At 43.2% G+C, this 25,328-nt stretch carries 24 protein-coding genes and 1 tRNA gene; 4 read left to right on the forward strand and 21 right to left on the reverse strand.

The window, feature by feature from the left end:
* Positions 1–25 precede the first annotated feature (25 nt).
* Positions 26–841, forward strand: a complete 816-nt coding sequence (locus tag RDQ32_RS01190; protein ID WP_007156268.1) for a CPBP family intramembrane glutamic endopeptidase — start codon at positions 26–28, stop codon at positions 839–841.
* Positions 842–930: 89 nt separating this feature from the next.
* The gene (locus RDQ32_RS11135; protein WP_308578847.1) at positions 931–1,101 is read left to right on the forward strand and encodes a DUF2442 domain-containing protein; all 171 of its coding nucleotides are present in this window, start codon (positions 931–933) and stop codon (positions 1,099–1,101) included.
* A gap of 320 nt (positions 1,102–1,421) precedes the next feature.
* Here the strand turns inward: RDQ32_RS11135 and RDQ32_RS01200 are convergent, their stop codons facing one another.
* Both RDQ32_RS01200 and RDQ32_RS01205 read right to left on the reverse strand, forming a co-directional pair.
* Positions 1,422–1,556, reverse strand: a complete 135-nt coding sequence (locus tag RDQ32_RS01200; RefSeq protein WP_007156270.1) for a hypothetical protein — start codon at positions 1,554–1,556, stop codon at positions 1,422–1,424.
* Positions 1,557–1,588: 32 nt separating this feature from the next.
* Positions 1,589–1,756: a hypothetical protein gene (locus tag RDQ32_RS01205; RefSeq protein WP_007156271.1), complete on the reverse strand. Its 168-nt coding sequence runs from the start codon at positions 1,754–1,756 to the stop codon at positions 1,589–1,591.
* Positions 1,757–2,177: 421 nt separating this feature from the next.
* On the opposite strand from RDQ32_RS01205, the gene RDQ32_RS01210 reads away from it, so the two are divergent.
* Complete coding sequence (locus RDQ32_RS01210) at positions 2,178–2,372, forward strand: type II toxin-antitoxin system HicA family toxin (RefSeq protein ID WP_009429558.1); 195 nt, start codon at positions 2,178–2,180, stop codon at positions 2,370–2,372.
* Positions 2,373–2,374: 2 nt separating this feature from the next.
* The gene (locus RDQ32_RS01215; protein WP_007156273.1) at positions 2,375–2,797 is read left to right on the forward strand and encodes a type II toxin-antitoxin system HicB family antitoxin; all 423 of its coding nucleotides are present in this window, start codon (positions 2,375–2,377) and stop codon (positions 2,795–2,797) included.
* A gap of 228 nt (positions 2,798–3,025) precedes the next feature.
* Here the strand turns inward: RDQ32_RS01215 and RDQ32_RS01220 are convergent.
* The 19 genes from RDQ32_RS01220 to RDQ32_RS01310 form a co-directional block, all read right to left on the reverse strand.
* Positions 3,026–3,096 (reverse strand) — tRNA-Trp (locus RDQ32_RS01220).
* A 32-nt stretch (positions 3,097–3,128) separates the two neighbouring features.
* Positions 3,129–4,502 (reverse strand): DNA repair protein RadA, encoded by a 1,374-nt coding sequence (gene radA / locus RDQ32_RS01225; protein WP_007156334.1) that lies wholly within the window; start codon positions 4,500–4,502, stop codon positions 3,129–3,131.
* A complete protein-coding gene (locus RDQ32_RS01230) occupies positions 4,487–6,961 on the reverse strand; it encodes an ATP-dependent Clp protease ATP-binding subunit (protein WP_040648359.1) in 2,475 nt (824 codons plus the stop codon). Before RDQ32_RS01230 ends, radA begins: the two co-directional genes overlap by 16 nt.
* A 297-nt stretch (positions 6,962–7,258) precedes the next feature.
* The gene (locus RDQ32_RS01235; RefSeq protein WP_040648361.1) at positions 7,259–8,518 is read right to left on the reverse strand and encodes a cohesin domain-containing protein; all 1,260 of its coding nucleotides are present in this window, start codon (positions 8,516–8,518) and stop codon (positions 7,259–7,261) included.
* Between the two features lie 116 nt (positions 8,519–8,634).
* Positions 8,635–10,239: an SH3 domain-containing protein gene (locus RDQ32_RS01240; protein ID WP_308578812.1), complete on the reverse strand. Its 1,605-nt coding sequence runs from the start codon at positions 10,237–10,239 to the stop codon at positions 8,635–8,637.
* Between the two features lie 673 nt (positions 10,240–10,912).
* The gene (locus RDQ32_RS01245) at positions 10,913–12,310 is read right to left on the reverse strand and encodes an oxaloacetate decarboxylase subunit alpha (RefSeq protein WP_308578813.1); all 1,398 of its coding nucleotides are present in this window, start codon (positions 12,308–12,310) and stop codon (positions 10,913–10,915) included.
* Between the two features lie 12 nt (positions 12,311–12,322).
* Positions 12,323–13,471, reverse strand: coding sequence for a sodium ion-translocating decarboxylase subunit beta (locus RDQ32_RS01250; protein ID WP_007156342.1), 1,149 nt, complete (start codon positions 13,469–13,471; stop codon positions 12,323–12,325).
* Positions 13,472–13,494: 23 nt separating this feature from the next.
* The gene (locus RDQ32_RS01255) at positions 13,495–13,869 is read right to left on the reverse strand and encodes a biotin/lipoyl-containing protein (RefSeq protein ID WP_007156343.1); all 375 of its coding nucleotides are present in this window, start codon (positions 13,867–13,869) and stop codon (positions 13,495–13,497) included.
* A 9-nt stretch (positions 13,870–13,878) separates the two neighbouring features.
* Positions 13,879–14,676 carry an OadG family protein gene (locus tag RDQ32_RS01260; protein WP_308578814.1) on the reverse strand — a complete coding sequence of 266 codons (798 nt, stop codon included), beginning with the start codon at positions 14,674–14,676 and terminating at the stop codon, positions 13,879–13,881.
* A 9-nt stretch (positions 14,677–14,685) separates the two neighbouring features.
* Positions 14,686–16,059 (reverse strand): carboxyl transferase domain-containing protein, encoded by a 1,374-nt coding sequence (locus RDQ32_RS01265; protein WP_308578815.1) that lies wholly within the window; start codon positions 16,057–16,059, stop codon positions 14,686–14,688.
* Positions 16,060–16,172: 113 nt separating this feature from the next.
* Positions 16,173–17,681 (reverse strand): hypothetical protein, encoded by a 1,509-nt coding sequence (locus RDQ32_RS01270; protein WP_308578816.1) that lies wholly within the window; start codon positions 17,679–17,681, stop codon positions 16,173–16,175.
* Complete coding sequence (locus tag RDQ32_RS01275; RefSeq protein ID WP_308578817.1) at positions 17,682–18,806, reverse strand: AI-2E family transporter; 1,125 nt, start codon at positions 18,804–18,806, stop codon at positions 17,682–17,684.
* Complete coding sequence (locus RDQ32_RS01280) at positions 18,778–20,232, reverse strand: O-antigen polymerase (RefSeq protein ID WP_308578818.1); 1,455 nt, start codon at positions 20,230–20,232, stop codon at positions 18,778–18,780. Before RDQ32_RS01280 ends, RDQ32_RS01275 begins: the two co-directional genes overlap by 29 nt.
* Entirely contained in the window at positions 20,144–21,328 is a 1,185-nt protein-coding gene (locus tag RDQ32_RS01285; protein WP_308578819.1) for a CdaR family protein, read from the reverse strand. Before RDQ32_RS01285 ends, RDQ32_RS01280 begins: the two co-directional genes overlap by 89 nt.
* On the reverse strand, positions 21,329–22,213 hold the full coding sequence (cdaA, locus tag RDQ32_RS01290) for a diadenylate cyclase CdaA (protein WP_308578821.1): 885 nt from the start codon (positions 22,211–22,213) through the stop codon (positions 21,329–21,331).
* A gap of 34 nt (positions 22,214–22,247) precedes the next feature.
* The gene (locus RDQ32_RS01295) at positions 22,248–23,156 is read right to left on the reverse strand and encodes a hypothetical protein (RefSeq protein WP_308578823.1); all 909 of its coding nucleotides are present in this window, start codon (positions 23,154–23,156) and stop codon (positions 22,248–22,250) included.
* A gap of 20 nt (positions 23,157–23,176) precedes the next feature.
* Entirely contained in the window at positions 23,177–23,818 is a 642-nt protein-coding gene (locus RDQ32_RS01300) for a hypothetical protein (RefSeq protein ID WP_308578824.1), read from the reverse strand.
* Complete coding sequence (locus RDQ32_RS01305) at positions 23,818–25,119, reverse strand: tetratricopeptide repeat protein (protein WP_007156353.1); 1,302 nt, start codon at positions 25,117–25,119, stop codon at positions 23,818–23,820. The genes RDQ32_RS01300 and RDQ32_RS01305 overlap by 1 nt, the downstream gene beginning before the upstream one ends.
* Positions 25,116–25,271 (reverse strand): hypothetical protein, encoded by a 156-nt coding sequence (locus RDQ32_RS01310; RefSeq protein ID WP_007156354.1) that lies wholly within the window; start codon positions 25,269–25,271, stop codon positions 25,116–25,118. The genes RDQ32_RS01305 and RDQ32_RS01310 overlap by 4 nt, the downstream gene beginning before the upstream one ends.
* Positions 25,272–25,328 lie beyond the last annotated feature (57 nt).

The raw sequence follows: 25,328 nt of genomic DNA on the forward strand, positions 1-25,328 counted from the left end.
TGCTTAGCGGAAAGAAAGGAGCAGCATGTCTATTCGTCAATTCATTTTCCCCAAAGAAAAAACCAAGAACCTTCGTTTCTATGATGTCATCATCATTAGCTTGATTTTATTCGGAGAATTTATTATTCGCTCCAACCAGCTATTTCTAGACAGCTTAAATGCTGTAAAATCCGCTATGTTTTACGCTTTCCCCCTCTCCCCCATCCTTCTTAGCCAAAATACGGAAAGCATTACGGAAACGGTAGCGGAAACTGTGGATACAGCCACTGAAGGGGTAGCCTATTCCAGTAACCTGCAATTCCAGTTCTTTATGCTGCTTTTGGTTTTTCTCTATCTGATTGTTCGTAACTTTGATTTTAAGCAAATCCCCTTTCGCTTTAAGCTCTCCGTGATTCCCTGGTACTTTGTTTTACTTGCCATTATGGGCCTAAGTGCAGACGTTCTTTACCTTCTCTTTGATAACGGCTATAACTACTTCACCAAGGAAGTTCTCCTTTCCATGGATTTCTTTGAGTTGTTTCGGAAAATAGCCGCCTTAAGCCCCATTGCCATTATCTATGCTTTATTAAATGCCTTCTACGAAGAATTCTTCTTTTTAGGCTTACTGGGCACCGTAGACCAAAAGTACAAATGGCAAACCCTGCTTTACTCCACGATGATTCGTATATCCTTCCATACCTATCAGGGCATGACTTCCGCCCTTATTATCGGTGTGGTATTTGGACTTATGTATTACTACTTCTATACCTATAGAATCAAAAATCTCCTGCCGGTGGTTCTGGTACACTCCATGGCGGATATGTTCGGTTCGGGATTTGTGTATTTGTTTGCAAGGTTCTAGGAAAGGGAGAATTGAAATGAGTATCCCAAAATGGATTGTCACTGATGTGAAGGCTTCCAAAAGCTATGAATTACATCTTTCTTTTTCCAATGGAAAAAAAAGGAATTTTCAACTTTCTTTCAGAGCTTCAAAAACCTATATATCAACAATTAAATGATCTGGATTTTTTTCTTACTGCTCATGTAGAAGATGGTACTGTGATCTGGAATGATGAGCTTGATATTGCTCCAGAGTACCTTTACGAAAATTCTGCATTTTAATTCCTTTATCTGTAGTAAAATCTGCCATCTTTAAGGCATAGGGAATGGTCTGAGTAGCCAGCCCTAAGCTTACCGTTTGCATAGTAGCCAACTGCTCAAGCTTCCCCTCCCATGATGTATCCTTCTTTCAGAAGCATGGCCATATGACTTGACCATATCAGAAGGCTGAGTCCTAGATCCTACGGAGAAAGTAGCTTGCTGTCCCACTCTTCCAAGTCCATAGCCTTATGTAGGATGGAAAGAATTCTGTATATCTGTTTGAACTGATCCATAATCACTCCTTTTTAGGCAACAAAATACCACCGACGATCGGTGGTAGATTAGTTTTCTTTTATGATGCCTTTCTTTTTGAGCTCTTCAACTTCTTCCTTTGTTAATGGGATACCAACGATTTTTTCTTCTTCCCATGCTTTATACTTGTCGGCAAGAAGTTCTTTATACTCTTTTTTCGTCATGTTACCACCTCAAACAGATATTCTCTAGGCGTTTAAGAAAGACCGAATTCTCTACTTATCTCTCTAAGTCTTGCATCCAACTCTTTTTCAAGTTCTTTAGGGAACACTAAATTTTTAGACTCCTCAGCACTAGGCATCTTACTGTCGTCAATAAAATAAGGCCCATTTATAACATCCTCAAAGGTTGCTTTTTTATCCATACAATTATCTCCTTGTGAATATTAGGTGTTCTGATCTCTCCAAAGCCTCAATGACCCACATTGAGGCTTTCTACTCTATTGAACCATCCGGTAATCCAGCAAACTGTTCTTTGGCCTTATTATATACATCCTGAATAAGACCGTCAATATTGTCCAAAAACTTTAACTTTTCAAAATCCGCGGATATAGTTACGAATAAAATCTACTACATGGCATGAAATAATCTGCATCTTGATTTAGCTTTATTGGAAAAGCTATTTATCAGCTACTTTTCCCCGGAATAAATATAACAACGTCCCCAGAAGTAATCACCTAATCGGTGATGAAACTAGGGGGGTATCCATCCCTAAGTTTATGCGCATTGACACAGTGCGTATTGTACTATAAAATATATCTAAAGAAACAGAAAGGGGAAAGCAATATGCCGAAGAAGGCCAAGGAAATGGAAAGAATCATATTAAAAGATGGCTGGTACCTTGTAAGTCAAGAAGGCTCACACAGGCAGTACAAGCACCCGATTAAAAAAGGCAAAGTAACAATCCCTTTCCACACTAAAGAGCTTACTAAGTTTACCGAATGTTCGATTTACAAACAAGCAGGAATAGAAAGGAGCTAAGCATGTTAAGTATATATCCGGCAATATTTTACAAAGAGGACGACGGAAGGTATTCTGTTTGCTTCCCTGATTTTAATGCCGCCACTTGTGGAAACGATTTAAACGACGCCATGAACATGGCTGTTGAGTGCCTGGCTGTTCAGCTCATAGGTTTGAAACGGGACGGTGAAGCTTTCCCTGTCTCCTCTCCGGTTGATACAGTAGATCCTGTTGCCTATGCAGAAGAATTGGGAGCAGGTAAACCGTCAGATTATTTTGTAAATCTTATCAGTGTTGATGCTGATGAATATGCAAAGCTATACCTCAATAAGTCTGTCCGGAAAAACCTCACTATACCTGAGTGGATGAATGAAAAGGCCTTAGCACAAGGCATAAACTTCTCCCAGGTACTGCAAGAGGCTCTACTGGAGAGATTACAGGCTTAGTATAGAACTTTCAAAGGCTGTGGTATTTTGCCACATCCTTTCTTTTAACTTGCTCAATTAGAGAAACTCGCTACTGAATCAACACCAATTGTGGGCGGTTTCGTGGGATACATGAGCTGTAAAACATGTAAAAATCATTCTTTTTCGGTAAAAGTACATTACCGAAAAGTAAGCAAAAACCCTAGGTTTCAAGCCACTTTAGGCTTAATTCCTAGGGTTTCTTAGTAGCAGGGGATGAGGGATTCGAACCCCCATCGGCGGTTTTGGAGACCGTTGCTCTACCATTGAACTAATCCCCTTTGCTTTAAAAAAGCAACGGTATAATTCTATGCTATTTTTTGAAGATTGTCAATGCCTCTCTTATATTTTTTACCGGAATCAGTTCAATATCTTTCTTTTTTCCCTTTGCCGGTGCATGATAGGCAGGTAAGAGAATCCTTTTAAAGCCCAGTCGAATGGCTTCTTCGATTCTGGCTTCACTATGGCTCACGCCGCGAATTTCACCGGACAATCCCACCTCTCCAAAAACCATGGTATCTTCCGGAATAGAAAGGTTTCTATAGCTGGAAACAAGAGCCAAAAGCACTGCCAAATCAATAGAAGGCTCCGAAATCTTTAAGCCTCCGGCAATATTGATATAGGCATCGAACTTAGAGCACTCAATGCCTAAGCGCCTTTCCATTACCGCAAGGAGCATATGCAAACGATTATAATCCATACCGTTTGCGGTTCTTCTGGGGAGGCCGAAGTTGGTGGCCACCAAAAGTGCCTGAATTTCCATAAGAATCGGTCTTGTTCCTTCCAGACCGCAGGAAACTATGGAGCCTGAGCAGTCCAGAGCACGGCCTGCCAAAAGTAAAGCGGAGGGATTTTCCACCTCGCAAAGCCCCTTCTCTTCCATCGTGAAAACGGCAATTTCATTGGTGGAACCAAAACGATTTTTTTGTCCGTGCAGAATACGTAGCTGGCTGTTCTGTTCTCCCTCAAAATACAAAACCACATCCACCATATGCTCTAAAATCTTCGGCCCGGCAACATTTCCATCCTTGGTCACATGACCAATCACCGCTATGGTAATTCCTCGATCCTTAGCAAGACGAAGCAAGAAGGAGGTACATTCCCGCACCTGACTGACGGAACCGGGAGAGGCAGTTACCTCCTCCAAGAACATGGTTTGGATGGAGTCAATCACCAGAAAATCAATCTCTCTTTCCTCCACCACCTCCAAGAGTTGATTCAAGTTACTTTCGGACAGAAAATAAAGCTCCCCTTCCACTTCTCCCATGCGATTGGCCCTAAGCTTAATCTGCTTTAACGATTCCTCGCCGGAGACATAGAGAACTCTCTTCCCTCCCTTGGAAGCCAAATGCAGGCTTACGGAGAGGAAAATGGTGGATTTTCCGATTCCCGGATCTCCCCCTAATAAAACGAGGGAGCCGGCCACCAGGCCACCTCCCAATACTCTATCCAGCTCTCCATAGCCGGTAGAAATACGATCTTCCTTATCTAATGGAATTTCCTCCAGCTTTTTCGCCTCTGCTTTTTTCAGGGGAAGCATAGAGCCTGCTCCCCCCAGTCTTTTTTTACTTTCCTTTGGAGCCTCCACCATAGAGTTCCAGGCCTTACAGGAAGGACACTGTCCCAACCACTTGATGGTCTCATACCCACATTCCTTACAGAAAAAAAGATTTAAACTTTTTGGCATTCTTCCTTCCTTTTTCTAATGCTGGTCTTTAATTTCTCTCCGGATCTATCCATTTTCACGGTAACCAAAGAGCCCTGGGGAATCTCTCCCTCTAAAATGGCTTCAGACAGTAAGTCCTCCACCTGGGTTTGGATGGTTCTCTTTAAAGGTCTTGCACCAAACTTAGGATCATAGCCCTTTTCCACCAGGAAGTCCTTTGCCCCCTTATCTAAGCGTAAACCAAGATCCAGTTCGCCCTTTGCACGCTTATACAGCTGGGACAGAAGAATATCCAAAATCTTGGACATATCTTCCTTACTGATGGGTCTAAAGACAATGATTTCATCAATACGATTCAAAAACTCCGGTCTAAAGAGGTTTTTCAGCTCTTCCAAGACCTTATTCTTCATGTATTGATAGTCTTTATCCAGCTGTCCGGGAGTGGTTTCAAAGCCCAACTTTTTCGGGCTGATAATCTGTTCCGCCCCTGCATTGGAGGTCATGATAATGATGGTGTTCTTAAAGGAAACCTTTCGTCCCTGAGAGTCGGTGATATGTCCGTCATCCAACACCTGTAAAAGAATGTTCAGCACATCCGGATGGGCCTTCTCAATCTCATCAAATAGAATAACAGAGTAAGGATTTCTTCTTACCTTCTCGGAAAGCTGTCCACCCTCATCATAGCCTACATATCCGGGAGGGGAACCGATCATCTTGGAAACACTGTATTTTTCCATATACTCCGACATATCTACACGGATAAGGTTTTGTTCAGAGCCGAAAATCACCTCCGCAATAGCCTTGGACAGCTCTGTCTTTCCCACTCCGGTTGGTCCCAGGAACATAAAGGAACCAATGGGGCGCTTAGGATCCTTTAAGCCTACGCGTCCTCTCTTAATAGCTTGCGCAACGGCCTTCACCGCCTCATTCTGACCAATCACTCTTTCATGAAGAAGATTCTCCAGATTCTTCAGCCTTTCCGTCTCCGTTTCTTCCAACTTCTTGGTAGGAATCTTGGTCCAATCGGAAACTACCTGAGCAATGTCTGACTCCCGTACGTGAAGACGGTTCTCTTCTCTTTCCGTCTTCCAAAGCTCCAGCTCCTTACTCAGCCGTTTTCTTCTCTGCTCCTGTTTTTTCTTAATCTGAGAAGCGCCTTCAAAATCCTCCCTGCGAATGCAATCTTCCTTTTCTTCTTCAAACTCGGCAATCTGAGCTCTTAATTTCTTGATTGCTGCAGGCTCTCCACTATTTAAAATGCGGATTTTGGAAGCAGCCTCATCAATTAAATCAATGGCCTTATCTGGCAAATACCGATCATTAATATAGCGGGCACTAAGCTTCACCGCCGCTAAAATAGCCTCTTCTTCAATCACTACCTGATGATGCTCTTCGTAGCGCTCTTTGATCCCTTCCAGAATCTTGATGCTTTCTTCTTCTGTTGGTTCTTCAATCGTAATCGGCTGAAAACGTCTTTCCAGTGCCGCATCCTTTTCGATATGCTTTCTATACTCCTCCAGGGTGGTTGCACCGATAATCTGCAGCTCTCCTCTGGCTAAGGCAGGCTTTAAAATATTGGCAGCATCCAAAGCGCCCTCAGCGCCTCCCGCTCCGATAATAGTATGAATCTCATCAATAAAAAGAAGCACTTCACCGTCTGTTCTTGCCTCTTGAATCACCTTTTTAATTCTTTCCTCAAACTCTCCACGGTATTTGGAGCCTGCCACCATGGCAGATAAATCCAAGGTTAATAAACGCTTTTTCAAAATACTGTCCGGAACATCCTTTGCCGCAATTTTATTGGCCAGACCTTCCACCACAGCCGTCTTTCCTACACCCGGTTCTCCCACAAGACAAGGATTGTTCTTGGTTCTTCTGGACAGAATCTGAATCATACGCATAATTTCCTGTCCGCGACCAACCACCGGATCCAACTTTCCTTCCTTTGCCAAAGCGGTAAGATCTCTGGAGTACTGATCCAAAGTTGGGGTTTGCACGGATCGTACTTCCTTCTCTCTATTATTTCTCTCTTCCACCAGATTGTCTCTTCCAATGGCGGAATTCAGCTGGGTATAAATCTTTTGCATGGAAACACCCAAGGTGGAAATAATACGGGATGCTACACAGTTTCCATCCTTTAATATCGCCATTAATAAATGTTCGGTTCCCACCAGACGGGACTGCCCTTCTCTGGCTTCCTGCATCGCCTGCTCCAAAACTCTCTTGGCAGATGGTGTATAGCCACTGGGGTCCGCTAGAGAAACACCGCTTTCTCCGCTTACCATGAACTTGGCAATCATATCCGCAATCTTTTCTTCCGTTACACCGTTTGCCTTTAAAACCTTTCCGGCAACGGCGGTACCTTCCCGTACAAGTCCCAAGAGGATATGCTCTGTTCCAATATATTGATGATGACACTCTTCAGCCACCTCTATGGCAAGCTGTAAAGACCTTTGTGCCTGTATCGTAAACTGATTCATTTTCTCCACCTTATCCTTTTCTATACAATACTGTTTCTGCTTTTATAGCCCCTAAAAGCAGTGTTGTCCAGTTAAAATTTTCTGATTGAATCTAAATATTTTATCATGATAGCAAAGCTTTTTGAATAATCTGTGAAGGAGTCCTATAAGAAATATTTTCATGAAAAAAAGCAGTATAGCCTTAGGACAGATCTCCTACTTTTTATGGCTATACTGCATGATAAACAGCTTCTACATCATGTTTCTCTTAATTCTATAAGCCATTACAGCTTTTAAATTCTTTACGGCTCATAGAACTTACAGCTCTTCGATTTCCAGCTCTACTTCTTTGGTATGCTCCAAAGAATCCTCTTTTTTATGTTTCTCTTTATCCGCCAATCTCTTTTTATCTTCAGCAGATAAAGAAATCGCTCTGGTGGCTCCTAAATCGGCATCCTCGATATCGGAGCTGTTCTCTCCCTCATGGTGCACATTGGGTCTACGACCAATCAGCTTAGTCCTTCCCTCTTCTTCCTCTTCCTCCGGGAAATCCTGATCCTTCATGGGAAATTCTTCCTTTAATGAGAAGCGCTCTACATTGGGACGACTTTCCTTTCGCTCTCGCTCCAAGGTTTCTCTCTGGAAAGCAATAATTTTCTTTAATTTGCTACGTGTCTGCCACAGGAAGATGGATAGGGCGGCAAGAAGCAAAGCCACTAAGGCAAAAACAATGCTCAAGATTGTCTGTACATTATATTTTCCTACCAAAGTATCATATTGATTTAATAAAGTTGGATAGCTTTCCGCATTTTTCTTCTGCTCAGCCTCTAAGGGATCCTGAAAATACCGCTGAATGGTTTTTTCCTTTAAGTCGTAACGATAAAAGTGTAAATCCCCCGCATCATTCATTCCATAAACAATAATGTACTGATGCTCTGTATCGGCCTTCCATACCCATCCCTTTACCTGATGACCGTCTACATCAATGGTGCTTTCCCAAAAGCCATCCGGAATCTTTACATCGGAGCCGGGATTCATAATGGTAATGCTCTTGTCCTTTGCGGTAAGCTTAACCCCCTCGTTCTTGGTCTCCGCCTCTTCACTTTCTTCTGCAGAGGCTGAAGTTTCCGCCGCACTTTCACTGCTTGTTTCTTCTGCAGTAATATTTACAGCACCTTTTCCCACATGGGTAAGGTTTAAAAGACTTTCATCCCCGCTGTATATTTCCTGCTTTTCTACCGTAATACTGGACTGTCCTGCGGAAGCAGCCTTGAATTTCAAAGCAAATGCCAAGGTATTTGCTACGGAATTATCGCCGGTACCGTGTACACGCAGAGTTCCTGCACCTCCATCAGTATTCGTTCCGCTGACAAACTGCAAAGAATTACTGTCGTAGCGAAGGGTAATATCTACTCTGGCTAAAGGAGTATCACTCTTCACCTTCATATTCACCGTGATTTCTTCTCCCACCTTACCTGTCGGATCGGAAAAGCTTAGCTGTCCGTCTGCCGCAAAAACAGCTATGGAAAACAGAAAGCTGAGCAGGCAAGTATATAGTATATATTGTAATGATTTCATTATTATTTCCTCAAATTCCTCTGATTCGAGTCTTCCCATCCTCTGACAGTACCCGAAGCTTTACTCGACACATTCCGTTATATTTTACTGAAAGATGAGAATTCTTTCAAGACTTTTTAACCAAGAGGACTCTTTCCAATCTCCACTACTTCTACACCGCTCTCTGTCTTCCCTGCTGAGCTGTTTGTGTTGCTTCCATTTCCATTAGCACCTGCATTTCCGGCATTGCTTACTGTGCTATTACCGCTGCCCGAGCTATCTCCGGAACTGTTGCCACCATCTTTTCTTGTGGGTTTCTCATCTCCGGTAGGAATCGGCTCTTTCTGTCCCGGCATATCCTTATATACGGGGATGGAGAAAACCAGGGCTTTATTCTTCATATCTTTGCTGTAAGCTGAAGATAACTTTGCCCCTTCCTCGGCAGCTCCCTGTACATTGGTCATATATTGATGCTTAAACAGGTTGGATCCTTGTACATTCCACTTCTTCAGATACAAAGTATTCTGTCCTGCATTCATATAATTTTCCGCAAAGAACTGTGCTCCGCCCACAATAGACTTTTCTCTGCTATTCCAGGGACGCATATAGCTGCCACTTTGCTTGGCATACCAAATACCTCTCTCGATGGCTCCCATCTTTCCATCCTGGTAAGCACCGATATTAAAATAATTGTAATGTCCGCTACTTCCGGAAATAGAACCGCTGCTTCCTTTTCCCTGCTCCTGTAAAATCATGGAAGCCAGAACATAGGGATTCTGCTTAGACTGCTCCGCAGCCTTCATAATAATACTCACGTAATCCACACCGCCTGCATTTGTTCCGTTACTTGTATTGGAATTGTCTGCAGATGCCGCTGCGGTTCCGGAAGGAATAACCGTTCCCTCCGCATTTGATATGTTTGCTCCCGGTCCTTCATTGGAAATGACTACTGTTTCTGTTGAATTCTGGGTAGAGGAAGCATCTCCGCTTCCGCTGTTTCCCCCATTTCCACTGCCTTGACTTACGCTATCCATAAAGCTGCCCTTTAGCATGGCTGCCAAACCGTCTCTCGTCTGTTCCTCCGGATTATAGCTATGGAGTAAGAATTGGAAAATGTAGGACTCATCCAAAAAGTTTCTGGGATCCATATAGTATGCTGTTAATTGCCTGGAGGCACCAACCCAGGTAGGACCGTCAAATCCTACCCATGTTCCTGTATTCCAGTCATATTTTCCCTGCTCGGTGGACTTCCAGGATGAAATAGCATTCTTGTCCACAAGACTGCTGGTTCCTTCCATCTCTCCGTCTAAAACTCTCTGCCAATCCAAATTGGTATGTAAAGCCTTAAACTGCCAGTTGGGAAACTCTGCATGGAGAGCTCTTAGGCCGTCCTTATAAGCTTCCGGAAAGCCCTGTTGATTTAAAGCGTTCTCAAAGGCCTCATCCCTTTGGTATTGAACCGGAAATTTTACAAAATCGGAACGAATATATCCGCTTCCCCCTTGGAAATTAACCGGATACCAGCTTTCTCCGGAAGAGTTTTGCACCGGATCCCCTACTTTAACGGCTGTATTGGAATAAAGGTTCGTCACCTTTTTACTGTTTTTATTGGCTTCAGCTCTTACATTGACCATACTGCCCTTAATTACGGCATCCTTTTCTGTAGCAAAAGCTTGCGTAGCAAAAACGCTGCTCAAGATTAATCCTAAACTTATAAAACGTCTCCAACTTGTTCTTCTCATTTTTCTCCCTGCCCTTTACGCCAAAGAAGGATGTTCTCGAAGAAGCATCTCTTTGTGATTCATCAGGGAAAAAATCCCTGTCTTTATACATCTGCAATTCTATAGGAAATTATAAAGATTAAAAAATAATTTTCAATGAAGATTTTCTTGCATCATTTTAATTTTTTTATTTCCTTCCGTCAATGCTTCTTGGAATTATTCAGACAAATGACAAAGAAACGTAATGAACGAGGATATGAAGAGATATTAGCTGGAATGAATTTATCCTCTAACGTATAGCTTTTGGAACGGGACACGCTCTCGCTAACCTCGCCTCATAGCGGCACTAAGCTTTTACATAACAAAAGCTAAGTGCCGACGGGCTCAGATTGTCCCTTATCAAAAACTATCCAAGAAGAGAGCAATATGATACTCCTCTGCTTATAGACTCTAAAAGAATGAAGACGGAAACAAAAAGAACTGTAAAAATCAAATTAATAAAGCGATTTTCGGCAATATAGGTCTGAATGCGGGGTAGTCTGAGCCCATCAGTACTTACTGAAAGCGAGCAAAGCGAAGCTTGAAGTTAGTACTGATGGGCTCAGACTACCCCGCATTCAGACCTATATTGCTTAGAAAATCATTTTGATTTTTACAGTCTCTTAGATTTGTTTTGTCCTTCTTCTACCTCAATTTACACCGGGTAGGCTTTATTTTCTTTGTCTGCGTTCTTTAACGCAATGCCGGATTTCTGGGCATCTCTGTACTGGAAGAAGTCCTTGGCTACCTGAGGGAATAATGCATAAGACAGTACATCCTCCGGCTGCTGTGTCCATTCCTTACACTCTTCCTTAAACTGTTCAAGCTGTGGCGGAATGTGGTCTGCAGGGCGATCTGTCATCTGCTTCTCTCCCTTTAAGACCTTCTTCAGCATTTCTTCGTCCATAGGCTTTACGGTTCTACCGAACTCTCCTGCAACCAGCTTGTAAGACTCCTTGGGAACCATCTTATACCGCTCTCCGGTAACCACATTCATTACTGCCTGGGTTCCTACAATCTGAGAAGAAGGGGTAACCAGTGGCGGCTCTCCAAAGTCCTTACGCACTCTTGGAACCTCCTCCAAAACCTCCTGAAGCTTCTCGTCCTTTCCAGCCTGATGCAGCTGGGAAATCAGATTAGATAACATTCCTCCGGGAACCTGATATTTTAAGGCCTTGATATCAACGCCCAATACCTTTGTGGAAAGAAGGCCGGACTTGATACATTCCTCCCGGTAAGGCTGGAAATAATTGGAAATCTCAATAAGCTTGTCCAGATCAAGGCCTGTATCATACTCGGTGCCCTGTAAAGCCGCTACCATAACTTCTGTAGATGGCTGGGAAGTTCCCATAGCCAGGGGAGTGGATGCGGTATCAATGATGTCCGCTCCTGCTTCAATAGCCTTTAAATAGGTCATGGAAGCCATACCGGAGGTATAGTGGGTATGCATTTCGATAGGAAGAGAGGTTCCTCTCTTTAAGGCAGCAACAAGCTCTGTTGCCTCCTTTGGAAGAAGCAGGCCTGCCATATCCTTAATGCAAAGGGAATCCGCACCGAGATTTTCTACATCTCTTGCCAGGTTCTCCCAGTATTCCAGGGTATAGGCATCTCCCAGGGTATAGCAAAGAGCAATCTGAGCATGTCCCCCTTCTTTTCTGGTGGCCTTTACGGCAGTTTCCAGATTTCGAATATCATTTAAGCAGTCGAAAATTCGAATGACATCAATACCGTTGGCAATGGATTTTTCTACAAAGTACTCCACCACATCATCTGCATAGTGATTGTAGCCTAAGATATTCTGTCCACGGAACAACATTTGCAGCTTCGTATTCTTAAAATGTCTTTTCAACATCCGAAGTCTTTCCCAGGGATCTTCCTTTAGGAAACGAAGGCAGGCATCAAAGGTCGCTCCTCCCCAACATTCCACCGCATGGTATCCTACCTGATCCATCTTGTCCAAAATAGGCTCCATCAATTCACTGGGCATTCTTGTGGCAATCAAGGACTGGTGCGCATCTCTCAGCACGGTCTCCGTAATCTTAACTTTTGCCATATTTTCCCCTTTCTATTTCACTCCAAACACAGCCATAAAGATTCCTGCTGCAACCGCTGTTCCGATAACTCCTGCCACATTTGGTCCCATGGCATGCATTAAAAGGAAGTTGGTCGGGTCTGATTCCGCTCCCACTTTTTGGGATACTCTTGCCGCCATAGGCACTGCAGAAACTCCTGCGGAACCGATTAACGGATTAATCTTCTTTCCGGAGGCATAGTACATAATTTTTCCAAGAAGTACTCCTGCCGCTGTTCCAAAGGCAAAGGCTACCAGTCCCAAGAACACAATCTTTAAGGTATTTACATTTAAAAAGGCTTCTGCAGAGGTGGTTGCTCCTACAGAGGTTCCCAGTAAAATAACCACAATATACATCATGGCATTCGCCGCAGTATCCGTTAACTGCTTTACTACTCCGGATTCTTTAAATAAATTTCCCAGCATCAGCATTCCCACAAGAGGGGCTGTTGTGGGTAAAATCAAACAAACCACAATGGTTACCACGATGGGGAACAGTATTTTTTCCAGCTTGGAAACCGGTCTTAACTGCTCCATCTTGCACATCCGCTCTTCCTTCGTGGTTAAAGCCCGCATAATAGGCGGCTGGATGATTGGCACCAAAGACATATAGCTGTATGCCGCAACCGCAATAGGTCCCAGTAATTCCGTCTGTCCCAGCTTGTTGCAAAGGAAGATGGAGGTAGGACCGTCCGCGCCTCCGATAATAGAGATAGCTGCCGCAGCCGCTCCGTTAAAGCCAAGAAAAATGGCAATAAAGTATGCAGCATAAATACCGAACTGTGCCGCTGCCCCCAGCAAGAAGCTGATAGGGTTCGCTATCAGAGGGGAGAAGTCCGTCTGGGCTCCCACACCCAGGAAAATCAAAGACGGTAAAATGGTCCATTCATCTAAACGGAAGAAATACCATAAAAGTCCCCCGGTTCCATTGATAGACTTTTCCGGGCTTAACATAATATCCGGATAGATATTTACCAAAAGCATTCCGAAAGCAATAGGTACCATCAATAGGGGCTCAAAGCCCTTGGCGATTCCCAGATACAGGAAAACCAGGGCAACGAGAATCATCAGATAATTTCCCGGAGTAAGATGAAAGAAGGCCGTTTGCTGTAGTAGATTGGATAAGGTCTCTACTATATTCATGAAAATATCCTCCTATCCTAACTTTAGGCGTTTAAGCTGGCCAATTTCGCACCGGATTCTACGCTGTCTCCCACCTTTACATTAATGCTGGCTACAACACCATCCTGGGGAGCTACAATATCATTTTCCATCTTCATGGCTTCCAGTACCAGGAGCACATCTCCAGCCTTTACGCTATCCCCTTCCTTCGCCTTCACCGCAAGGATCTTTCCGGGCATGGGTGCGGATACTGCCACATTACCTTCCTTTGCAGCTGCTTGGGGCGCGGAGGCTACAGGAGCAGCTGCTGCGGGAGCGGATTTCTCCACTGCCTTGGGAGCGGAAACAACACCGCCGTTTTTCTCTTCTACTGTCACATCATAAGCTACACCGTTTACTGTAATTGTATACTGCTTCATAATCTCTCCTTATCTCCGTCTTCTAATCGAACGAACCACCAGGCCGTTGTTTAATTCCTTGGCATCCTTAAAAGGATTTTCCACAACCTGCTCCGCTTCATAGGCCTCAATAGCCGCCATCATTACAATACTTAACACATCCTCGGGAATACCCTCTTCTTTTTCTATAAGCGGAACCACTCGCTTGGGAACTTGCTTTTCTACCGCCTTAGCTGTAGGAGCCGGCATCTTTCTCTTAGCCTTTTTCTCTTGGTGTTTTTCTTCCCAAATGTGAATGTACTTAAACAGGCTGATAATCCAGGCAATGAAAATGAGTACGGCAAAAACCATTCCCATTCCCACCAAGAGATTTTGTCCGGCGGAAGCCATCTTCTCTTCCATACTATACTCCGGAACAAAACTCATGGAGGTAAAGCCGCTGTAATCCTCTTTTAAGGATGCATCAAAGTCTAATTTTCTTTTTTCGAACTGTGCCACAAGATGGAACTTGTATTCTCCATTCTCTTTTGTGACAATGTTCTCCTTGACCTCCTGAAATTCTCCCAGCTCCTCTTTGTCATTCTTGAAATTATTTAAGGCATTATAGAGAACCTCTTCCTTAGCCTTGTAGGCCTCCTGAATCCCCTGATTAAGACTACTCTCATCCTGGGTTACCATAGAGGTAAAATACTGCTCTATCGTTTGTTCAAGTTCAGCCGATGTGGAAGGATCCAAGGCTTCCGCTTCCACAGTCTGCTTTCCGCAGGAAAGCAAAAAGAGGGACAGAAGCAAAGTACAGAGGAGGAATATTTTATTTATCTTCTTCATTTTCCCCTCCTAGTTGCTTCCGAATTTTTTATGAAAATCAAAGTTAGCCTTTCCGTATAACATTTCAAAGGCGGAAATAATTCTTTGACGGCTTTCCTCCGGTAAAATCAAATCATCCACATATCCTCTCTTTGCTGCAGCCAAAGCAGAGGATTTCTCCGCTAAAAATTTCTTACTTTCCTCTTCTCTCTCGGAAGCGGATTTTTCAGGATACAAAATATCCGCTGCATACTTGGCATCCATAATGGAAATCTCAGACTCGGGATAAGCATAAACCAAGTCCACCCCCAGACCCTTGCTGCCAATTGCCGCTCCTGCGGAACCGATAGCCTTCTTTACGAGGCTCACCATAGGCACGGAAGCATTTCCATAGATGGAAAGAAGACTTGCCATAGCCTTTGCCATGTGCTTTTCATTGCAAGAGCAGTTTTCAAAGCCCGGCACATCACACACTGTCAGGATAGGAATAGAATAGCTGTTGCAGAAGCGAAGGAATTGATCCATCTTTTCCACTGCCTTCCAATGTAGAGGCTCACCGTTAGTAACCACCGCACCCACAGTCTGTCCATTTAAGGAAATAAAGGCAGTAACCGCCCCCTCTCCAAAATGAGACTTTACTTCAAAGATTCTTCCTTCATCCGAAAGAGTTTCCAGTGTCTCTCTCGGTGCCAATGCAAAGAAGCCCTCCACACTGCGGTTTAAGCTGTCTTCCACATCCTCCTGATAAGCAGCATCTTCATTATTGGCAGGCAAAAAGGCAAATGCCTTACGGACTTCATCAAAAATCTCTTCTTCCGTGCCGTAAAAATCAAGATTTCCCTGTTTAGCCTGAGCTTCCGCTTTCGCAAAAGCCTCATCCTTATTGCCCTCCACGCCGTCAGGAGCGGTAAGAAATAATCTGGCCTCCTCTTTCTCCATAAAAGAAAAGTCGGAAAGAGAAGGAAGAATGGCAAGACCACCTCCTACCTGGCCGAAAATCACCGTATATTGGGGAACCAAGCCCTTCGCCTTTGCCTTTTTCTCGTAAATGGTGGAAAGGGCAAAAATAGCATCTGTAGCTTCCGGAATACGAAGTCCGCTGGAATCCAGTAATTCCACCACAGGGCATCCCATCTTCATGGCTGTATCATAGAGACTTGCAATCTTCTTTCCATGCATCTCTCCAATGCTTCCGGAAAGTACCTCTCTGTCTTGTGCATAAATATATACCGGCTTACCGGAAATACTGCCATACCCACAAATGACCCCATCAGATGCTTCCTGCTTTTCTCCGGCATTAAAATCCGTACTTCTGCTGCAAACATGGGCACCGATTTCCACAAAACTGGATTCATCCAGCAAGGCCTCTATACGCTTCCTTGCCAAAGAGTTACGCTGATCCATAATCTTCCTCCATTTCTATTTTGGGGGCAAATTGCCCTTTTAACATGGCTTATTGTAAACGATAGCAAAATCTAATTCAAGCCAAAGAAATAACAAACTTTTAATATATGCTTCTATTTTTTAAAGCGTATTCCCTTAGGATAGAGATTTCTGAGCCTTCCGTTTCGGTAGTATCCAAAGCCCAAAGGAAGTCCGTCACAAGTACAAAGAGCCAATCCTTTATCGCTTTCTTTGTCGCTTTCTTTGTCGCTTTCTTTATCGCTTTTTTTATCGCTTTCTATATTACTTTTTTTACTGTTTCCCTTGACTTTCCTGTCGGCTATAAGAAAATTCCGAAGCTCTTCTTGCTCTACCGCAATTTCTTGTCCATTGAGATAGGCCTCTACCCTTCTGTCTTCTCCGGACAAGGAAAGTCTGTAAAGCAATTTGGTCTCCGGCGATTTTTCAGGAAGCTTTGTAAGAGCATCCCCCCATTTAGGAAGGTCTATAGCGTGGCTTAGGCTATGACTCCATTCCCAGCTCTTCTTACCTTCCTCCAAAACCGCAATACCGATTCGAAGCAAAGGTAGGGATAAAAAGCATTTTAAAGAAGAGGGATAATAAAAATATTTTTTAGCCTTCTTCTCCCAAAGCATGGAAAGCTTAGAAATGTCCACATCCTCTCTCTCAAGATCCTTTCCCTCTTTCCGAAAAAGAGAAAAATACTGTCCCTCTCCCACACTGTTATGAAAATAAAGATGCCTCTCTCCTAAAAAGCTGAGCTCCGGATGCTTTTCTAAAATCCATTCCCGCATTTCTTCATTTTCCTCCTCGGAAAATGTACAGGTGGAATAGGCCAAAAGCCCCCCTTCCCTGAGCATTCCCAGGGCATGACCAAGAATATCTCTTTGTAGACCTGCACATTGGGAAACCTTCTCTAAAGACCAATCCGCTATGGCCTCCGGATTTTTCCGAAACATTCCTTCTCCGGAGCAAGGTGCATCCACTAAAATTCTGGAAAAGAATGCCGGAAATTGCGCTTCCAGCTCTTCAGCGGAGCAGGAGCTCACCGCCACATGGCTATAGCCCATACGTTCCACATTTTTGGAAAGATTTTTAGCTCTTTCCATAATGAATTCGTTGGAGAGAAGGATCCCGCCTTCCTCTGTCTTTAGGCGATCGGCAATCTGTAAGCTCTTTCCTCCCGGACTGGCACAAAGATCCAGACATCTGTCAAAGGGGCGAATTTCCATATAAGGAACCACAGACATGGCGGAAGGGTCCTGAATATAATAAAGTCCCGCTTCATGGTAGGCATTATGCCCGATTTGCACTCCTATACTTTGTAAATACTCTTCATCACAAAGGTATTCTCTAGCCAAGGCGAGACCGTATTCGTTCTTTGAATTTTCTAGTTTTAAGCTTTCCGATTTTAACTCTTCCAGCTTCCATTTTTCCTTCCATTTCTCTAAAGGAAAATCCGGATTAGCCTCCACCTTCTGTAAATTCAGCCGAAGCCCTCGCTTCGGAGGCAAAGAACAGGCTTCTAAAAAAGCCTCCCATTCCTGCCCCAGCCTGATTTTCATTCTTTCACAAAACTCCTCAGGCAATGAAATATGATTTTCCTGACAGCTCTCCTTCATTTACACTTCCTCATCCTTTTTTACACCGGCATAGTCTAAAAGCATTTTCCCTAAGGCCTTTCCGGCAGAGAAAAATCCTGAAAATGCTCCGTAATGATAAAAACGCACTAAAAGCATTCCAACCGGCAGGGCTAGAACCATTCCGGAAATCCCGTAAAGCTTATAGCCTAAAAAGAGAAAAATCAGAGCCAGTAAAGGGGGAAGCCCTACCGCATCCCCAATGATCTTCGGCTGCAAAATCTGTCGAATCATCTGGCTTAGAATGTAAATCAATAAAAGAGCCAAAAAGAGTAAAAATTTTCCCTTTAATAAAATCAGCGCCATCCAGGGCCACATAATAAATCCCACGCCGAAAACAGGGAGGGCATCCAAAAAAGCGGTTAAAAAAGCCAGAGGAATCGCAAGCTCCACTCTTAATAAGGAAAAACCAACGCTTAAGAGAATAAACACACAAAACATGATTTGAATCTGCGCCCAAACATAACCCTTTAAAATCTTTTTTCCGTCCTCCTTAAGAAGCTGCATATATTTTCTGAACTGCTCCGGAATATTTCGATGGAGAATCGATAACAGCTTTGCCCCTTCCTGAGAAAAGCAAAGGGCAGACAGTATGGTAATAATCAGGTAAAGGAACAGCTCCGGCAAACCGCTAACCACATGCAAGGAAAATTGCAAAGCCGGAGAAGTCCATTTATTCATCATGGTTCTTCCTAAGCTGTCCAAAGTGCCCGGAAGATCCGACAGCAGGTTTTGGATGAACGGAGGAAAGTAAGGCAAATTTTCCTCTATCATTTTCTCCAGTTGATGCTTTAAATCCTGAATTTCCAAGGGCAAATGAGAAATACGCTGCTTAATCATGGGAAGTCCCAACTGCATAAGACAAAAGCAAAGATAGAAAAACAAAACGAAAATAGCTAAAGTCAGCACCAGAGATATTTGCTTTTTCTTGAAAAACGGAAATCTCTTTTGCAAAAATGAAATCAAAGGATTTAAGCAAAAGGCAATAATCGCCCCAAGAGTAAAGGGAAGAAAAAAGAACAAAAGCTTTGGGAGAAAATACAGAAAGAAAAAGCATACTACCAAAGGAAAAAGCATTTTATAAAGATACAGCAGAATTTTTTTCATGAACAAAGCCCTTCCATAGAACTGCGAGTACAAGCGTCACAGCAAAGTAAAAAATGCTGGAAGCATTGGAAAACCAGGTGGTAAAAAAGGAAAAGAGAAAGTAAAAAGCAAATTGGATATATAAGGCGCCACCAAAAGGATTTTTCTCTTTCCTTGAAAGCTCTTTAATCCGGGAAGAAAGCAGGCCCAACACTAAAGAGAAAAGCATAACGCCCAAAAGGCCGAAATCATAGTAGGCATCGTACAGAATCCCCAAGGTAGACAGCTCCTCCTTGGTTAAATAGACCGGATAGGCCAAGGGAAAATCAAAAAAGAATTTCGCCCCGGAAAGGGTTAAAAAGGGATAGGCCATACGAAAACCATGGGAATGTTCCTCTATGTTTTGTGTCAGCAAATTGAAATTCTCATAATTATTGGCAATGTACATATAGGGCTGTACCAAAAAGATGGGAAGCTTATCGTTTTTCATTTCAAAGATTCCCATAAGATAGGAAACGGAATGGGCTCTTTCTATCGTAAGAAAAACATAGGCAGACAGCAAAAAAAGAAATAATAAAAGCAGATATCTTTTCCGAATTCTTAAGCCCTGATACAAGGCAGAAAACACAAATAAAAACAGGGAAAACAGAAGCTGAAAACGGGAAACCAAAAGGATTGGTAAAAGAAGAGCTAAAAATAAACTGATGCCTGAAAACAGCTTCAGGCTGCCCTCTTTTTGATATAAAAAAGGAAGAAGCATAGGAACCAGCACAAAAAGAGTGGTGAAATAATGGAGTCCCTTTAGATGAAAATAAGAATATGCGTGGGGGGTATGCTCCGTAAATAAAGGAATATAGCCAAGAGCCAATGCCTCTATCACAAAAGAAAAATAAGAAAGCAAAAGAAGTCCCAAAATGCAAAGCTTTAAAAATTGTCCTTCTGTAAAGTTCCACCGATATTCTTTCCCGGATAAATCCACCTTCTTTGCTTCTTCCGAGAAGATTTTTGTATTTTTCAGAGAGCGGGAAGCCGCAAATTCAGATAAATACGTTCTACCGTGATAGCCCAAATAGAATAAAAGGTAAGCCAAATAAAAGCTTAGCCAGGTATGAATGGTCCAGGGAGAAGAAAGCTTACTAAGCTGTAAAGTAGCCACGCCCTCTCCAAAAAGTAATCCCAAAGCAAGAAGACCGGACAATGTTACACTACTTCCTTCTCTCTCTCTTTCTCGAAGAAAAAGATAAAGAGACAAAATCAGAAAGCAGAAAAAGGAAAGCACGGCATATCCCTTTTCCTTCAAAAGATATGCCATGCCATACAATACCGTATATAAGCAAAGGTCAAAAAACAGACTATTTCTACTGTGATTTTGCTTTCCGTTCAGCGCTGGGCCCTTTGTTTTCTGTAGATTCTCCACTATCCGCTCCGCTTCCTTTACTATCTCCATTACCGCTTCCCTTTGTTTCCGCCGAGTTTTCCTCCTCTGTGGTCTTCGTGCTTTCCGAGGATTTGCTGCTTTCTGTTGTGCCCTCCGTACTCTCTTCCGTAGTACTTGCCTTGGTATTCTGCTCCACTTCTTCCTTTGTGCTTTCCGGAAGCTTTTTGATAGTGGCATGAATATAGACTGTACTGTTGGGCTCTGCAAGAGACAAACCGCTGGGCAAATAATCCTTAAGCCGCAAGCTTACACTCACATCCTCCTTGGCATTGGATACATCCAGGGCAGGAAGAGTCAGCTGATTGATCCCATCCAAAACAGATTCACTGCCGGAAACACTGATGCTTTTTGGAGAAATCTGAAGCTCCTCCACCGTATAACCGTTTTGTACATTTCCTTCCGTTGTGGCGGATAGAATAAGATCCTTCTTCTTGTGAATCACCACCGTATAATCTACCTGCTCCTGAGACAGGCTGACATTCGGCAGATTTTGAATAATCTTTCCGTTAGCATCGTAAAAAACAATCTTTCCGGTACCATCGGTATTTTGATTCATGCCATCCACATTAACCACCAGCCCAAGAGAAGAAATCCTTCCCACGGATGACTCCGGACCGTTTACATAAATGGTGGTAGGATCAACAGTAATGGACGAAACGGTATAGCCCTCAGCCACATTGCCCTGTTGATGCACCTGTAAATCAAATTTTTTCTTTTGTAAATCTTCTATGCTGACATGAACAACGGAAGGTCTGGCCACGATATCCGAAATACTGGAAGCATTTTCCTGATTGGCAAGCTCCACATAGACCGGTACGGAACCCGTAATAGAATAATCGCTTAAATCGATATAGGCCTTAAAATCGGAAGCCTTTACAGAGGAAGCCAGATTGCTTCGCACGGTATAACTGACGGTAACCGTACTCCGATCCACCTCCCAGGTTTTATTCTCCGCGGAAAAGGTATCCTGATTCAAAATTTGTAATTCCACGGTTCTGCTTTCCTTTTGCTCCGGATTGGACACATTGAAAACAATCAGCCAAAGCAGCAAAGCCAGAACCACACTCACCAGCTTTAATATAAGATTCTCTTTAAAAAACTTCATTTATCTCTCCTCCTTTTTTCTGGGAAGAATGCGGGAAAATAAAGTTTTCTTCTGCTCTTCCTGCTCTTGCTTCGGAAGATAACGTATTAATTCTCCTGCCTCTTTGACATGTAAAAGCTTTCCCTGACAGGCTACGGAGATTCGTCCCGTCTCCTCGGATACTACCAGGGTGATGGCATCCGTACTTTCCGAAATTCCCAACGCCGCCCTATGTCTGGTGCCATAGGCCTTGGAAATTCCGGTATCGGACAGGGGGAGATAACAGGTAGCGGAAACCACTCTGTCTCCGGAAATCACAACCGCTCCGTCATGCAAGGGAGTATTTTTTTCAAAAATATTAATGAGTAAGGCCGCCGTCACAATACCGTCCACATAAATTCCGGTATCCTCCACCTCTTTAAGACTTTGGTTTTGCTCAATAACAATCAATGCACCGGTCTTGTATCTTGACATTTCCTGACATGCGGAAATCAATTCTTCATTGACCCTGACGCTGCCTTTGCTATCTTCCCTTTGGAACTGCCCGAAAAGATTCTTAGAGCCTAATTGCTCCAAAGCCTTTCGTAGTTCCGGTTGAAAAATGATAACGGCCGCAATAATAGCCGCTGTGGAAATTCTTTCAATTAACCAAACAATCGTATTCAAACGGAAGAAAACGGCAAACGCCGTAAACAAAAGAAGCACCAGAATTCCTTTCAGTAACTGCCAGGCTCTTGTGTTCTGAATCCAAAGAAGGACGACATAAATAATCCCTGCCAAAATTGCTATTTCCACAAGTCCTGACAGACTAAACGCAGGAAGTAAACTTACCCACCCCTTAATCTTTGTAAAGAAATCCAATTCCGATACCCCTTTCTCCTCGTAGCAACAAACAGTCAAGTTCACACAAAAATTCTCTTTTCTCTATGGAGAAAAGTCATTAATCCGAAGAAGGAAAATGTTCTCCTTTATTCTTCGGTACAGCCTTTACAAAATAGTAGTAGTCATCGTCTTCCATCTGCAAAAATTTGGTTCCCCGGTAATCCACATCATGGAAGAAAAACAGGGTGAATACAGACAGCATTGCAGAAATGATATAGGCAATAATACTGATCAAGAAGTTCATCTTCAAGGAAAGTAAAGGATACAATACCCAAAGCAGAGCCTCCATGATTAGCCCCACCGTTACCGCAATGTGCCAGGAATACTGAAAGCTTCCGTTTCTCAGCAAATAAACCGTCACTACCACAGCAGAAAAAAGAACCAATACGAGAATCATTTCCTTGTCTTTAAAAAAGGGAAGCAGGGTTTTCGTCAAGGATTCCAACTGTTCCGTAAGATCGGCAGAAGCCGTAAAAAGCTTTTCATTCTGCTGAATAAAGCTCAGGAAAAAATACAAAAAGCAACCTAAAGCCAGAGGCAGAAAGGCCGTAAAGCCCATAGTCAGCCCCACAAATATCGGTAAAAAATAATGGATTTTCAAAAGAAAGCAAAAGGGCATCAAAGCGATGAGGATGGCGTATTTTCCCCTGATACTGCTTTGCAATAAAAACAAGAACAAAAAGATGCCCCCGGAAACGATTAAGAGCAAAAGGGATTGCTGATAAAAATAGGACATCAAAATTACGCCCAAAAGCATCGGCAAAGTAGAAAAGGGAAGAAAAAAGGAAATCAAACTAAAAAATAAAAGAAAAATCGGATGCGCCAGCTTTCCCACCATGGAAAAATGGCGAGTTAAGGAAAAAAAGATAAGAAAAGCCAGACAGGAACGAAAAATAGGAACCATCCAATAATCCTGCTGTCCATATATCTTTTGACATTTTTCTTTGAAAAGTCGAAAACCGTTCATACTCCTACTCTCTCCCTACCTTACTCGTCCAACCAATCCGCCTCATCATCCAGCCACTCTTCTTCCTTTGCTTTGGAAGAAGAGTTTTTCTGAACAGCTTTTCCTCCGTCCCTCAGCTTTCTGAGCTTAGCCAATCTTTCCGATCTTGTATAAAGCGGTGCTAAATCCAGTTTAGCTCCCTCTTTCTTCATTTGCAGTACCACTTCCTGAGCCTCTTCTCTGGCTTTTTGAACAATATTGTCTTTTTGCTCTTTTTTTCTAAACTTTTCCGTTCTCTTTGCTGTAGATAATAGAAGCAAATCTTCTAAGCGTTCACGATAGAGCAGGCTGTCTTCATATGCTCTTTCATAGGAATAATAGGACACAATGGAAATAAGCACAATGGCACAAACCATGCCCAGGAAATAGAGAAGGGAAATTCGTTTTCCCAAATCCATCATATATTGAAAATCCAGCTTTTGGAGAATGTTTTCTATTTCCATAAAAAAATAGGCAAACAGAAGCAGGAAGAAAATTCCTGTATATTGAAGGATTCCCCGCAGTACCCGATTGGAAATATAATCTTCCCTATAGTACTTGGCCGTATCCAGGGCCTCCTGCCCTATTTCCTTTTCCAGCATGGCGACCTGCACCATGGCTATGATTTTCCTCTGATCCAACATCAATATCCCCTTGCCTGTCTGGCCCTTTCCGCATAAGGCGAACTTGGGAATTCCCCTACCACCGAGTCAAAGTTCTGATTCGCCTCCGTGGTATTGCCCATGGTTTGCTGTATTCTTGCCAGCAGGAATAAATTCTCCGCTTCTCTTCGAATCTTTACACTCCAGGTATAATCCTGTAAAGCTTCCTCCAGACGACCTGCATTCCATGCCGTGCTGCCCAATTCCTGCAAACGAAGGTACACACTTCCCTCCATCTGGGACTTAATGGAAGATAGCATGGAGACCAGACTTTCATCCGTAATGGCGCTTTGATCCAAGGCAGTATACAACTGAGCCGCCTGTGTCAAATCCCCTGTGGAAAGAGCATTGTTAATCCCTACAAGGCTCTGATATTGCGCCATAAAAGAAGCATTTTGATTCTCATAGCGATCCAGCTTCTCCTTCATTTCATCATACTCTTTTTGCAGACCGGCATTGGCCGCAGACAAATCTCCCATCTTCTGATTCGCCGCATCCAGCTTTTCCGTATAGGATATCATTTCCTGATTGTTTTTGCTATTGGCTCTTCTGATTCCTGCCGGAAGCATCAAAAGATAGAATACAAAAAGGGAAATCACCACACCCAAAAGGAGCAGGGCAGAAACCGCCCAGGGAGAAATCTGCTTAACCTCCTGAGGCATCATCACATCATCATCCATCATTTTCCTATGGGAAAAGACATTCCTAAGGCGACTCTGCTCCACCTCCGCTCTACCGGTCTTCTTCTTCACATAGTCCATAAGAACAAGAGCCTTGGGATTGTTTCTATCAATCTTCAGCACCAGATAAAGGCTTTTTCCCGCCTTTACCCACTCGCTTCGTCTCATATAGAGAAGAGAAAGTAAAATGTGGGCCTTCACATAGTTCGGGCTGTCTCCGATAACCTGATTCAACTGAAAAACCGCTAAGTCTTCGTTATTATGCTGGGCATAGTCCAAGGCTTGATTGTAGCGCTTTACATTATCAGAGCAAATGCGCAAAATCGCCGGCTTTCTTTGAATCTGCTCCAAAAAATAATCCGCAGGATTATCCTCCGGCAAAAGATTCATGCTGATGACCCATTGCACCAGGGCATCCGCCACTTCTCCCATCTCAAAAAAAATAAGCCCCAACAGATTTCTTGCTTCCCTTTGGTACTTATCAAAATGCAAGGCCTTCTTCAACAGCTCTGCGGCACCGCTTAAGTCCCGAAGTCTGGCTCTTTCCAGTCCCAGGTTATAATAACAGTTGGCTATCCGTTCCAGGGTAATATCATATTTCATGACGGATCGTTCCCCTTCTTTAAAGCCTCTTCCATAAGCTGTGTCATCAAATCATTCATATCGGTAAGGTCCACCTTGAGAATGGCATCCTCTAACTGATCCACATCCAAGCTGGGTTTAAACCTTTTTATCTCATCCTCGAAATTAATCATTGCACTCCTTTATTTTTAAAACTGCTCAAATTTAAAAAAAGAACAGTTTGCACTTTA

Source organism: uncultured Oribacterium sp., assembly GCF_902481605.1.
GTDB lineage: Bacteria > Bacillota > Clostridia > Lachnospirales > Lachnospiraceae > Oribacterium > Oribacterium sinus.

Coding starts and splice junctions, on each gene's coding strand:
- RDQ32_RS01190 (WP_007156268.1), top strand. CDS start 26: ATGTCTATTCGTCAATTCATTTTCCCCAAAGAAAAAACCAAGAACCTT.
- RDQ32_RS01265 (WP_308578815.1), bottom strand. CDS start 16,059: ATGGATCAGCGTAACTCTTTGGCAAGGAAGCGTATAGAGGCCTTGCTG.
- RDQ32_RS11135 (WP_308578847.1), top strand. CDS start 931: ATGGAAAAAAAAGGAATTTTCAACTTTCTTTCAGAGCTTCAAAAACCT.
- RDQ32_RS01305 (WP_007156353.1), bottom strand. CDS start 25,119: ATGAAATATGATATTACCCTGGAACGGATAGCCAACTGTTATTATAAC.
- RDQ32_RS01235 (WP_040648361.1), bottom strand. CDS start 8,518: ATGAAATCATTACAATATATACTATATACTTGCCTGCTCAGCTTTCTG.
- RDQ32_RS01300 (WP_308578824.1), bottom strand. CDS start 23,818: ATGTTGGATCAGAGGAAAATCATAGCCATGGTGCAGGTCGCCATGCTG.
- RDQ32_RS01245 (WP_308578813.1), bottom strand. CDS start 12,310: ATGGCAAAAGTTAAGATTACGGAGACCGTGCTGAGAGATGCGCACCAG.
- RDQ32_RS01205 (WP_007156271.1), bottom strand. CDS start 1,756: ATGGATAAAAAAGCAACCTTTGAGGATGTTATAAATGGGCCTTATTTT.
- RDQ32_RS01260 (WP_308578814.1), bottom strand. CDS start 14,676: ATGAAGAAGATAAATAAAATATTCCTCCTCTGTACTTTGCTTCTGTCC.
- RDQ32_RS01275 (WP_308578817.1), bottom strand. CDS start 18,806: ATGAAAAAAATTCTGCTGTATCTTTATAAAATGCTTTTTCCTTTGGTA.
- RDQ32_RS01250 (WP_007156342.1), bottom strand. CDS start 13,471: ATGAATATAGTAGAGACCTTATCCAATCTACTACAGCAAACGGCCTTC.
- RDQ32_RS01215 (WP_007156273.1), top strand. CDS start 2,375: ATGTTAAGTATATATCCGGCAATATTTTACAAAGAGGACGACGGAAGG.
- RDQ32_RS01230 (WP_040648359.1), bottom strand. CDS start 6,961: ATGAATCAGTTTACGATACAGGCACAAAGGTCTTTACAGCTTGCCATA.
- RDQ32_RS01270 (WP_308578816.1), bottom strand. CDS start 17,681: ATGAAGGAGAGCTGTCAGGAAAATCATATTTCATTGCCTGAGGAGTTT.
- RDQ32_RS01280 (WP_308578818.1), bottom strand. CDS start 20,232: ATGGAGATAGTAAAGGAAGCGGAGCGGATAGTGGAGAATCTACAGAAA.
- radA (WP_007156334.1), bottom strand. CDS start 4,502: ATGCCAAAAAGTTTAAATCTTTTTTTCTGTAAGGAATGTGGGTATGAG.
- RDQ32_RS01255 (WP_007156343.1), bottom strand. CDS start 13,869: ATGAAGCAGTATACAATTACAGTAAACGGTGTAGCTTATGATGTGACA.
- RDQ32_RS01295 (WP_308578823.1), bottom strand. CDS start 23,156: ATGAACGGTTTTCGACTTTTCAAAGAAAAATGTCAAAAGATATATGGA.
- RDQ32_RS01210 (WP_009429558.1), top strand. CDS start 2,178: ATGCCGAAGAAGGCCAAGGAAATGGAAAGAATCATATTAAAAGATGGC.
- RDQ32_RS01285 (WP_308578819.1), bottom strand. CDS start 21,328: ATGAAGTTTTTTAAAGAGAATCTTATATTAAAGCTGGTGAGTGTGGTT.
- RDQ32_RS01200 (WP_007156270.1), bottom strand. CDS start 1,556: ATGACGAAAAAAGAGTATAAAGAACTTCTTGCCGACAAGTATAAAGCA.
- RDQ32_RS01310 (WP_007156354.1), bottom strand. CDS start 25,271: ATGATTAATTTCGAGGATGAGATAAAAAGGTTTAAACCCAGCTTGGAT.
- RDQ32_RS01240 (WP_308578812.1), bottom strand. CDS start 10,239: ATGAGAAGAACAAGTTGGAGACGTTTTATAAGTTTAGGATTAATCTTG.